This window comes from Bartonella heixiaziensis (assembly GCF_046245125.2).
Lineage (GTDB): Bacteria > Pseudomonadota > Alphaproteobacteria > Rhizobiales > Rhizobiaceae > Bartonella > Bartonella heixiaziensis.
On sequence record NZ_CP176404.1, the window covers coordinates 947,231 to 959,680 of the forward strand.

4 protein-coding genes and 1 pseudogene are annotated in these 12,450 nt (G+C 43.3%); 2 read left to right on the plus strand and 3 right to left on the minus strand.

Annotation, left to right across the window (positions count from 1 at the left end; all coding sequences use genetic code 11):
* Positions 1-151: 151 nt before the first annotated feature.
* From ACKC4Y_RS04105 to ACKC4Y_RS04115, 3 genes are read right to left on the minus strand one after another with little or no spacing between them, the layout of a single operon-like run.
* Positions 152-556 (minus strand): hypothetical protein, encoded by a 405-nt coding sequence (locus ACKC4Y_RS04105; protein WP_409362057.1) that lies wholly within the window; start codon positions 554-556, stop codon positions 152-154.
* Positions 553-8,730 (minus strand): hemagglutinin repeat-containing protein, encoded by an 8,178-nt coding sequence (locus ACKC4Y_RS04110; protein ID WP_409362058.1) that lies wholly within the window; start codon positions 8,728-8,730, stop codon positions 553-555. Before ACKC4Y_RS04110 ends, ACKC4Y_RS04105 begins: the two co-directional genes overlap by 4 nt.
* Positions 8,731-8,755: 25 nt before the next feature.
* Entirely contained in the window at positions 8,756-10,489 is a 1,734-nt protein-coding gene (locus ACKC4Y_RS04115; protein ID WP_409360892.1) for a ShlB/FhaC/HecB family hemolysin secretion/activation protein, read from the minus strand.
* 1,042 nt (positions 10,490-11,531) lie between these two features.
* On the opposite strand from ACKC4Y_RS04115, the pseudogene ACKC4Y_RS04120 reads away from it, so the two are divergent.
* Together ACKC4Y_RS04120 and ACKC4Y_RS04125 are read left to right on the plus strand one after the other, a co-directional pair.
* Positions 11,532-12,116, plus strand: a pseudogene (locus ACKC4Y_RS04120) (restriction endonuclease); the annotation flags it as partial.
* Positions 12,116-12,394 (plus strand): hypothetical protein, encoded by a 279-nt coding sequence (locus tag ACKC4Y_RS04125; protein WP_409362059.1) that lies wholly within the window; start codon positions 12,116-12,118, stop codon positions 12,392-12,394. The pseudogene ACKC4Y_RS04120 and the gene ACKC4Y_RS04125, both read left to right, overlap by 1 nt.
* Positions 12,395-12,450 lie beyond the last annotated feature (56 nt).

Consider the following 12,450-nt stretch of genomic DNA (forward strand, 5'->3'; position numbering starts at 1 on the left):
TATAAAACAGCTCGGAAGCTTGTTGATATTTTCTGTCATCGCTGCTTAAAACAACGGTGAACAATATTGAAATGGTTGCTTGAGGAAACAATCGCGCCATTCCAAGCGAAGGCAAGGATGGCGGATTGTTGATCATCACAAACAGCAAGACTTAAGGCTGGCATTTGCGACTATTTTTATATTTTTTACAAAACGGGCTGTTCAAGCGCTTCTTGACACTGCGCTGTGGAACAACAGCGCCTGGACGACAAATGGGAAGGTTTTCCGCTTTATGATTTACACACCAAGTTCCCCCTCCCACTTTATCACGAAAACCTGATTGAATCATACAAGCTTCTATGGTTGCTATTGCATTGTAGCTGAGCTTTCTGCTTTCTGGATCAGTATCATAAGGGGTTGGCATTCCACATTCTAATAAGGCTTTTCCTACCTCAGTAAAATCAGTAACACCATTTTTCTCCCACGTAGCTATCTCTCCTAGAGGAGGTTTATCGATATTACATCCAGTTACACTCACCAAAACTATTCCACTTAATAACTTTAAAATGTGTTTCATTTTTTACTCCTTGATTTACTTAAAGGAAATTGTTCACGATGAGATGAGCCGTAAAACTTTTGGCATTTATAACCCACATCTCCAAGGCAAGTATGGGAACTTATGGGATTCATGATCACTCTCCACCATTCTGTCCACCAGTTACTACCAGCAGGTATTGTCTCGTAGGTATAGCCATTGCCACCAATCAATCTGTTTACAACGTCAAATCTATGCCCATCAAAGCCAATAGTGGTTTGTTTGCCACCACTCACATAACCTAACAGACCGGATGCCGCCAAAACATTAGCCGCTGGTCCATGGAAACTGATCGTTGTATTACCAGCTACATCATTTACACCTTCTTGTTTGAAAGAATTCATCATATTAAAGCCTGTCAAACTGCCACGACTATGGGCATCAAAATGCAATCCTGTGTTACCATAGCGAGACATTATATCTTTTGCTTCTTGTGTGGAATTGGTCAAACCCCAAAAGTTATTTTCCATGAACTTCTGATAGCCCGCGACCAGAAGTTCTGAGATAGCAGAATCGGCTTCTGGAAACACAACAAAATAAAGCGGTACATTTTTATTCTCCGCATGTTGCTCAGCATAAACAGCCGCCTCATAGGGTGGTGTAAAAATGCCATTGAGGGACACATGCACCTTGCCATCAGCACCTTCTTGTAAATGCTGCTTTTCTTCATCCGTTAAATAATGAAACTTAGGGATAGGTTGTCCACGAGCGTCTTCTATAGGCTCTCCATTTGCATCTATTTCATAGAGTATATTACCCTTTTCATCACGGTCGACCACGGCGATGGGATGCTCTTTGATAAACATGGTTTTATAGGAGTCATCGCTGTATTTAAACCCTTCTTCTAAGAGTTGCGTTACCATTTCACGGTTTTCATGGACGATTTGTTCCAGCTTGCCTACATCGAGTTGTTGTACACCCTTATGGGCAGTGGCAGTATCACGATTAAGGGAGGAGATTGCTTGTTCCACGTCTTGTCCTGTCAATGCCTTCTGCCCTGCTTCATCAGTAATGACGATAGTGCCATTGCTGATAGCAGATTTGGTATATCCTTCTTCTGAATCTTTAGCTTTTGAATGATCTAAGACATTTTTAGCAATGTTTTTCCCGACACCATATTTGCCCTGATACATTGGACCACCCGCAGCAATGCTGATCCCATCGCTGCTGGCTTGAGCATGCGCACTGTTGCTGATGTCACTGGTGGTAATGCTTCCTGTGGTCAGACTGTTTTTTTCTGCCGGCGCAGTGCTGGAAATAAGCCCTCCGGTCAGCGTTGTTTTATCTTTAACGTTGATCTTAAAACCGCCATCACCCGCTTTGATGCCTGATTGTTCCACAACACTATGATAATCACTAGAGGATTTATCCTTGTTCAAGGAAATATTGGTTGAGGCTGCATCATCCTTTTTTCCACCATTAAACCCAATAGAAAAAGAGTTTTGCTTGCTGGAGGTTTGACCCGTATCACTGCGACTGGTAATGTTCAAATCACGACCAACCTCCATTTCTACATGGTTTGCAGAAACCACGGCACCTGCCAATGTGGTATCCTCTCCACTGCTGGTATGAACAGTGCCAGTGCCTATAATATGGCTGTTCTTTTGCTGAACCTCCTCACTGGAGCCCTTGCCTTTACCAAAAGAAGCATTCCCCATCCACCCTGTACCACCAGTACCATAACTATACCCAATATTCATTGAAGCGCTTTCACTTCTGTTTTGTGTGCTTTGCGTGTTTTGTGCACTTTCAAAGAGGATATGTTGTCTTGCATCCAAGGTGATATTCCCGCTCTGTTCATCATTGCTTTGCATCGGGTTTGTGCCGGCAATAATATCAGCGCCAATACTATGGATGCTGCCTTCATGGGCATGGATATTAATAGAACGCCCTCCTTCTATGCTATCTGTCACCGCAGTAGATGTCTGAACAGATGCCTCCTCCTTCTCTGTCTTAAAGCCCACGGTTACGCTAGCAGAAACATCAGCAATATCACGAATAGACTGTTTGTTTCCACCTTTCATCCCATTATAAAGACCTTTGCCTTTGCTATAGAGATCATAGCCTTTTAGACCAGCAATAAGACCATTACCGATTTTGTGTTTTGTATCCCCATGACCAAAACGTTTGGCTGCATCCTTTACATCTTTTACTGTACCAAGAACACCGATATCAGCAGAGGCTGTCACACCAGCAAAAGACTTTTCATGCTTTTCTTTTGCGTTAGAGGTATCATAGCTTTCTGATAGGGTGATATTATTGCCAGCATCGATGTTCACATCACGATCCGCCGAAACATCTGTCGCTTGCATGTTCACATCACGATCCGCGGTAATCTGCACATCTCTGCGTGCTGTGATGTGCGATTGAACGGAAGTTTTTTCCCATTGATCGCCGGTGTCCTTCGTGCTTTCAACCCCAACACCCACGGAAGCACTGCTGCTGCTCTTTCCAAACTGAATGCCAAAACCTGAACGCTTTTCTTCAGAATTTGACTTATGGCTATTATGACCCACAAGCACATTGACATCACGGGCTGCGGTAAGATTAACATTTTCCCCTGCAAGATCAGAGCCCACAATTGTCACATCTTTTTTCTTGGCAGTGATGTTGATAGTGCCATCCGCATTCAAAGAAGAGCCTTGATGTTCAAAACTCTCTTCATTTTCTGTCTTTCCTTCACTCCCGTATATCGACACAAAGCCCTTGCCTGATCCCACACCAAAACCCGTTTCATGGGTCTCTGAATGGCTGCTATGGTGGTCCGTCATGCCATCAATTGTCACACTTTCTCCCGTCACATGAATATCTTCATTTGCAAACATATGAGAAGCAGTGATTGTGGTCTCTTTGTCTGATTGCGTGATAATGTTGCCCGTTGCCCCAAGGATAGAGGAGACCGTTGTGGTATGCGATTGAGATGTATCGGAAGATTCCTCATGCAAAAAGCCACTTGATGACGATTGTGCTTGCTGATCCAACTGTTCTTGGGCGCCTTTGATGACAATCTTTCCCCCAGAGTGAATAGTAATATCCGCTTGTTTCTGTTCTCCTGGTGCTTTCTCTCCTAACGTTTCCTCTGCCTTACCGGCTATGAGCGTCGAGGCTAAAACTTCCGTGTTGTTTCCAGATTCAATGGCAACGCCTTTTCCTCCAGTGATGAGCGAACTCACAACTTCTGTCGCATCAATCTTGTTATGCTCGGATTTGCTGCTACTAAATGTTCCACCCTCTTTATGATACGACATCTCATAGTGTAAGCTATTTTCTGCATTGGTGATCAAGATATCGTTGCTGGATTTCAGCCCCACCTTACCCTCAGCAGCAATGGAACTGCCCGTGATGCTAAGGTCATGCGCCTTTCCATCCTGCCCCGCAACAACCGTGGTATCACCCCCTGATTTTATCGAAGAGCCAACTGCATGAGAGGCTTGCATATCCACTTTAAGATTGTTGCCCTGAAGATGATATTCCACTTCATCGTCTCTCACCCCTACCGTTATCTCCCCTTTCGCGCCAAGGCCAACATTGCCCTTCGCTTCCATATCGGAAGCAGCAATATGGATATCTTGACCGGATAGGACAGTGGTGTCTTTTCCAGAACTTAAATGAGAGCCATTGTGTAAGGTGACATGGGAGGTTTGCCCATCCTGCGTATGATTGTCCATGCTGTTGCGGGTAGCATCAATCGAAACATTACCCTCAGCTTTTAAGAGAAGATTATCCTTTGTTTGAACATCAGAGCCTAGAACATTGAGATCCTTTCCAGAGGCAAGTGTCGTTGAGCCCCCAGAATTGACTTGCGATTTATGATGCATAGTGGCATCACCCTGTTCGCTGTGGTAATGCGTTTGTGCTGAACCTATTGTTAAATTGCCCTGCTCTGTGGCCATGGCAAGATCACCCTTCGTGGTGATCCCCACCCCTGAAGCTGTGATATCTTGTTTGGCAATCACGCTCGCATTGCCCCCAGCAGAAAGTGCCTCGGTGTTTAAAACGGTCTCCACGCCGTCAACCGTTGTGCGCCCTGCATCTAAACGAATATTCTTCTCCGCAAGTAAAACAGCATCACCACCCGCCGCAAAATGCCCCCCTTGACTGAGGATATCCCCGCCATGCACATGCAATTGGTGGTTTGCCGCAATCCGTCCTGAATTGGTTATCGTGGAATTGCTCGTATTTTGGCTGGTGATATTGACATCATCGCCCATGATCAAAGCCCCAGCAGAAACAAAGGAGGCTCTGTCTTTTTCAGGGATATAAAGCACCGGCGCATAAACATCCATGCCCTTGACCTGTTGGCGCACATAAATCACCATCGGCGCTTCTAGGGACGCCAATTGTTCTTCACTCAAAGCCTCACCAAAGGAGAGATTGTGGGCTTTTGCATAGTCTGCCCCGACATCCAGCAAAGTTTTGACTTGTTCAATGGCATCACTTCCAGGAATAAAGGAACCTTTGCCCAAACCTTGACCAACAAGATCACGCATTTGTTTTTCAATCAGCTGCTTTTCAAAATATGCATCGCCTAAGAAAAAAATCTCTCTGTCAGGATTGTAGCCAATTCTGTTCAAATAATAAGCTGAGCCATAAAACTTGCCAACATCAAGGAATTCTGCCCGCGTTTCATAAATGAAATTCTGGTTGGGCAGCGTGCCCCCAACACCCCCCGATTGGGGCTTTGGTAAAGGGAGCCCCTCAGAAAGTTCCCCTGCACTATTGATATCAATTTTCGGTGTAAACAAAGCACCAGCCCCGGTTAAACCACTTAAGGACTCCAGTGGATTGCCTCCAGCCGCTTTGGCTTCAAAATGCGCATCCCCTGTAATCGAACCTTCCGCTGCCGTGTTATTGAGTTGATCGACCACCAGATTTAAAGTGCCACCCGCTTGGACAAGACCTGGAACGGTATCAAGAGCTTCTGAGCCAGTATGGCGAAACGTACCATTGGCTATATCTAAAGAAACATCGCGGCTTCCATCAGCTTTATAGCCATAACAATTGTCTGTATCTGCTTTACAATGCATAAAGATTTTTTTATAAGCCGTTGCCCCTGAATTGGTCAGCGTCTTGGCGTGGATATCAGCATTTCCCCCTGCTTCTATAGAGCTATAATGGTTGTCAATGGTATCAGCGTTAATGATGAGATTGCCACTAGATTGTATCATCCCCGAAACAGTTGGTTTATGCGAAAACCCTTGCGTGACAGTTTCTTCTGTCATATGTGACCAGTTTTCGTTTATTGACCCGAACCATCCTCCCTTCCGCAGAGAACCATTCCATACAAACTCTTCTATGTCTCCTTTTCGAGCATTATGTTTCCAAGTAAATGCCTTATAGACTGTGCCATCTTTTAAAGTTGCAGTGCCATAGGTTCCTTCTTTGTTATCCCAAAGTTGTTGCTCAAATATAAAGTGTTTTGGACCTACTATCCCATGCTTTCTTTTAGAAAGTTTTCCTTTTCCCCAACGATCCCAGTCCATATCATGATATAAAGGCCTACCATCGAGAAAATTATATTTGTCTGGTTTTTCGAATGAAATATCGCTATATTCCGTTTTTTCTGTGATGACAGGCGTGCTATCGGCTTCGTTTTTTAGGGTGTTGGTTTGGATATTTAAGTTTCCACCAGCTTGAATAAAGCCCGCTTTGTTAACAAGGGAAAGGCTTTTTCCGCTGCCATCTGCATTGGTGAAAGATAAATCACCCTCTGCCATTATGGCACCAAAATCATTGAGCAAAGCGCCATCGACTTGTAAAGCACCACTTCCCCCAGCATAGATTAAGCCCGTTTTGCTGTTGGTTACATTGCCCGTCACGCTAAAGACTAAATCCTGCCCTGCTGCCAATTGACCGCTATTTCCAAACTCCCCCGTTTTGATCACGAAATCTCGCGCCGCTAAAACAGAAGTTGCCTTATCCACCATAACGCTTGGAGCAATAAAGAGAATATCTCCAGTCCCCCCCTCATCTGTCACGGCTTGTAGCCGCGCATGGTGAATATCAAGGGCATTGGTGCTGTTAAAATCTAAACCACCATAAGTCAATTCGCTGCCCGAGACATCAATATGATCTGCAATTAAATACAGCGTTTGCGGCGTGTAAATATGAGAACGATTATTGCTTAAATCGAGAGTGTTTGCTGTCAATCTCACATCCCCCTCGGTAGACAGCACATTCTCAACACTGATCTCTCCAGATACCGATGTCAATGCTGCGTTGCCATAGCCAATGACCTGATCATAATAAATGTCGTTGCCAGCAAAAATTTCAATATTGCCACCACTGGCAATCTGACCAACCTTCACCCCTTCTTTTGCTGTAATAGAAAGAAAGCCCTTTTTATCTAAAACAAGATCCCCTGAACCGCCGGTAGAAACGACACCTGTCATCAGTGTGCCAGCATCAAGGCTGCCAACCTTTAAAACAGCTTCTTCACCCGTCATCAGCGAAGAAAAGTCAACCGTCCCGCCCTCAATATTTGCCTTGCCATGAGCTAAAAGTTGCCCAAAATGAACCGGAGCATTTGTTTCTGGTTGTGCTTGAATGGCAACATTTTGATGCGACAGGATTATTTGAGAAACAGAAAGTCCGTTATGAGAAACCAGGGTGATATCTCCTGCTCCATAAACACTTTCAGCAACAATCTCACCTTGACTGCTCTGGAGATCAACATCCCCTTGGGTGCCAAGAACAACAACACCAGTAGCACCCGTTGCCGTCATATCAACCCCACCGGCTAAAAGCTGCGCCTTTATATCACCACCGGCATGTGCCTTGAGGTTCCCTTGCGCTAGAACATCCCCCTCAAGCCTCAAGTCTCCACCCGCCTCAAGAACCATATCAACCCTACCAGCTAAAAGATGCGTTTGGATATCACCACCGGCATGTACCTTGAGGTTCCCTTGCGCTAAAACGTTCCCCTCAATCTTCAGCTCTCCGCCTGCCTCAAGAGCCATATCAGCGCCTGACCCTAGCCCTGAAACTTGAAGAGTTTGGCGCGAAGACAGCTCCATGTTGCCCCCAGACGTTGCATTTCCGGCAATCGATAAAAGCCCATCCTGCGCCTCTATTTTCAAATGACCCTCAGCGCCAACGGTTTCTAACGTGACACCTTTTTTTGCTGCAATCTCAATATGCTTTTTCGAGGTGATGTGTTTTGCTAATACGCTCTGGCTTTTCGATTTGAGGACAACACCCCCATGACCAAAAACATTCTTCAGGGAGATTTTCCCGTCAGCAGAAAGATGCAACTGCCCCGCATTGGCTGCCATATCATGACGCATGCGAACCCCAACACCTTTTTCCGTCGCCACAAGTTTAATCTGATCCGCCTGTAGAGCCCCCAAAGCAGAACCATCTATCGCATATTCCGGTTTACCAGTAATATCGGTCAGTTCTTTCATTTCCCGTGAAGCGTAATCAAAGTGACCCGTCCCTGCTGTTACACCAATTTCTCTGCCGGCAACAGGTCCTTCAAAATGCACCGTGCGTGAGACAATATCGACAATATCAACAGCCCCCTTGCCAGAGAAAAAATTGGCTCCTCTTGCTCCAAAGGTGATGTCCCCACCTCGCACCTCAAAGCCTTTCAAAAAACCGCTCGCATCAATTTCGGGTACACCTGTGGTTAAAGTCGCATGGGGCGTATTGATAAAACCGCAACCATCACAGCTTATCCCATTGGGATTGGCTATAATCACATCGGCTTGATGCCCAAAAACCTCTCCTGGACCATTCAAGGCACTGCGCTTGCTGCTGGTGACTTCATTTAAAATCACTTTCGCCGAACCCGTAACACGCAAATGCGGATTGCCCGGCATAATGCCCCCCAACTGCGATTGCCCCACTTCTTGCGCATGATTGTTCCAAATCACACCTGGATTGCCAATATTAAAATCATCATATTTATTGTGTGATAAGCCCTTGCCATTGGGGGTAACAATATCAATCGAGGGAACCCCATTGGGCGCTGCTACTATATCTGGGCGATGAGCGGCATTAGCGTTAGGATCCACAGTAATTTGCGCCTGTAACGCTGAAGGTGCGAATAAACAAGAAAAACCAAGTCCCCCAAATAAAACCTTTTTGAGCATCGTACTGGAGACCAAAACACCTAATAAAGCTGCTCTTTCTGCTTTCTTCTCATATCTCATACGTTAACTCCCCAATAAAAAACGCTTAAAGTTCCATTGTTAATGTCATAAAAAATGTTCCTGATTTTTTGTGCTTAACTGTGCTCCAAAAAATACTGGAATAACTGGCATCAAGAGAGACCATGCCTCCCGCAAGCTTGACACCCGCTGTCCAACCGGCAAGCTGATCACTCTTAATCCCATACAAGGGTTGTGCAAAAACACGCCCATAATCCAAACCAACATAAGGGCGAAGTTCACCAAAAACCTTTTTGAAGGTTGCGTGATTGCTCCACGGAATGGTGCGTAGCAACAAATCATTCCGGCTAAAAAAACCGTTATTGCCAAAAAGCAAACTCTCACGCGTGCCACGAACATTGGAGGCGCCCCCCAACGAAATCTGTTCAGCACCCAGTAAATTATGTGGTGAATATTGACCACTCAAAAGATTGCTCAGTATAAAGTCAAAGCCCCCTACCTTAAAAGGCGTCATAACGCTGAGTGTGCCGGTAAATTTGGCAAATTGTGGCTCCGCATCTCCTGCTCCTGGATCGTGCTTCTTGACTGAATGAAACAAGGGGAGTCCTTGCAAATAACTCACATCAAAAGTCCAAGTTCCACCCAGCATCTGGCGCGAATGCGAAATCCCAAAATTGGCGACGCTATATTGACGGCTGCCCACTTCAATCTTATTGCCAAGAAGGTAATTGTTGGTTCTTTTATAAGAAAGACCTAAATTCAAGGTTGTAAGGGAAACACCATCACGATAAAGAACTCTGCTTGTACTGGCGTGTAACTCACTGGAATCCCCCGTCGTCTCAATATCGGTAAAATTGCCAGGAATAATGCTTTGGTAATTATAAACAGTGCCATTCAATCCAAAGGTCCAATAACCATACGGAATACTCACACTCGCTGAAATGTTATTGCTATGTCCTTCTTGCTTGCTCCCACCCCAATAATCTGTCTGACTGCGCTGATAGTTAAAATCCCACGCATCATTCATCCCTAAAATATTTTCTACCCTTAAGCCCGCACTATAACGCGCATAACCCGTGGAAGATTGTCCCATATTGTCATGAGAAACAGTAACCTTGAAAGTTTTATCGGGATGATTGTTAATATTGACAATGGTGCTCCCTTCTTCACGCCCTGGAAGAAGTTCGCTTTGAGCGTGCGCTGAACTCAAACGGTTGATCTGATCAAGCCCCTGTTCAATATCGCGCATGTTCAAAACATGACCTTGAAGCCCAGGAAAAGCACTCCACACAACATTGTTATAACGAGATGCCGGTGAACCATTATAGTAAATCTCTGAGAGCTTGCCCTCAATGACAACAAATTTGAGCGTCTTGCTGTTTTTGATATCTTGATCAGGAATGTAAAAACGCGCCGTCACATAGCCTTGATCCAAATAAACTTTGGTTAACTTCTTGATTAAGAGCTGAATATCGACAAGCCCGATACATCTTCCAACATAAGGCTCTGTTACGGCTGATATAAAGCGCTTTTTGACATGATGCACTCCCTCAACAACAATAGCATGAATGGGAAAACATTGCTTCCCACCCAAAAGCGTTTCTGGATTTTGCTCTGAAGGCGTCTTTATCCTTTTAGGCGTTAAAGCGCGTAATTTCTCAATTCTTTCTAATTGCTGCTTCTCAGATTGTTGGCGAGAAAAATTATCGGTTGGGGAATGAAAAACAGCTGAAGAGCGCGCATAAACACTTACACCTGTAAACAAGCCAAAGAAAACAATAATGGCACGAAAAATTCTCAAAAGAGAACTTTGGCGTAAAAATACAGAAAACAATACAGATTGCCCCGCTTTGCACTATTCATGAAGCATTATTTAAAAGAACTTCATGAACCTCTAACAAGACCACTCAAAACAGCCACTGCCCTATAACGCTTTTAACAAAAGCACATGCCTCTGTTACCAAAGAAAAGTGACACTAGAAAAACTGCTTTATTTAAATTGCTGAAGATTTCTCCCCCACATTTATGTAGAAAGACCTCTAAACAAAACTGTTTAGCGCGTCAATGTTTAATACATCAATATCCCCAGTTTAACGCTACAATATATTTATCAATAATTAGAGATAAATTCACTCTCCAGCTCCTCTAAACCACTCAACACGCATATAAACGAGACATCGTGCTATCAAGCACATTCTGTCGTCAAAAACCATCATAGAAAACAATAAGAAATCTCTTTGAGAGCCTTTCAAGACAATCACGCAAAACTCTTTTAATGGCATTCTCATCAAAGGAACCTTTCTCCAAAAGCAAATGATCTGAGTGACCTTATCAGAAGAGTTTTGTCAGTGTTGTCAGTTCTTTTTAGAGCCTATACTATTTTTTTTAAATGAGAGAAAATTAAAAACATTATATTTCAATACGTTAGTATTTTAAAAACATAACTCATATCACTATTACAATCTTTAAAGATAACTAATGATGTGAATTGATTAAAACTTGTCAGTTATGTGTCAGTAAATTGAACTGACAAAGTGGATTATTTTAGTGCTTCTATAAAACCTATCAAAATACTCATTCTGATATCTTAAAGTACATATTGAATCTGTCTTGATGAACACGTGAAACAAACAGCAAATTTCACTATTTTGCTGATTTTGTCTCGTGTCATGGGCTGTTGATAAACAAGCTTAAAAAGATTTTTTGAAAAAATTTATCCGCTTTGGAATGACTTTAACTCATTTTGCACTCGATATTTGGTTTGAATCAATTTAATAAACTCCATTTTGATTATTTTGAAGAGAATTAATCAATAGAATATATTGCCATGGAGTCTATTCTTTATGCTTCAATCTATTAAGTCTGATAATGAACACGTCACTTTACGCTCTCTGTTGGAATATTATCGTCAACAAGCTAAATCACTTCGTGAATTAGGAACTCTGTTTGAAAACCTTGTCATAGCTTATTTGACGAAAGACCCTCTTCATTATGGACGCTACGAAAAGGTAGAAACCTATTATGAATGGGCTAAAGAGCATGAAGGTTGGAATAAAAATGATATCGGTATTGATTTGGTGGCTAAGCTTCGTCATCAAGAAGGATATGTGGCTATTCAGTGTAAGTGTTATAAAGCAGATCATCAGATTAGTAAAAAGGATATTGATAGCTTTATCGCGGCATCTGGAAAAGACATTTTCAAATATCGTCTTCTCGTTGATAGCACGGAAGTAGAATTAAGTGACAATGTGAATGCCATGATTAAAGGACAAGTGATACCCGTTTATCGTATTGACCTTCGTCATATGGAAAACAGTCGGATAGATTGGCAAATCTATGCAACCAAAAAAGAAGTTCTTCTTAAATCAACAAAAGAGCCTCGTCCCCATCAAGAAGAAGCCATCAAGAAAGTCTGTGAAGGAGTGCAATGAATAGCAGTATCGATTTTTTGTGCGATTTGTGGATGGCATTGTTTAAGCTTTCTAATCATCGAGGCATTGGAGATGAGGACTGCAATGCTATAGTTGAGGTAATGGAATCGGTCGTAGATGCTCTGGTTTTAAAGCTTCAAGATGACGTGCCCAATATTACAAAAATCTTGGCAATTTTGACAGATTTTGGAGATTCAGAACTTCCACATCGTATGGATTCTTTGTTGCGAACTTACGAACCAGATTTAGAGAGCCCCATTAAAAAGGTTGCTTAATTAAAAAAATAGAACTCCCCTTCCCGTTCTTAAAATGGGGAGGTGGTTAAGAAGGT

Coding starts and splice junctions, on each gene's coding strand:
- ACKC4Y_RS04105 (WP_409362057.1), bottom strand. CDS start 556: ATGAAACACATTTTAAAGTTATTAAGTGGAATAGTTTTGGTGAGTGTA.
- ACKC4Y_RS04110 (WP_409362058.1), bottom strand. CDS start 8,730: ATGAGATATGAGAAGAAAGCAGAAAGAGCAGCTTTATTAGGTGTTTTG.
- ACKC4Y_RS04125 (WP_409362059.1), top strand. CDS start 12,116: ATGAATAGCAGTATCGATTTTTTGTGCGATTTGTGGATGGCATTGTTT.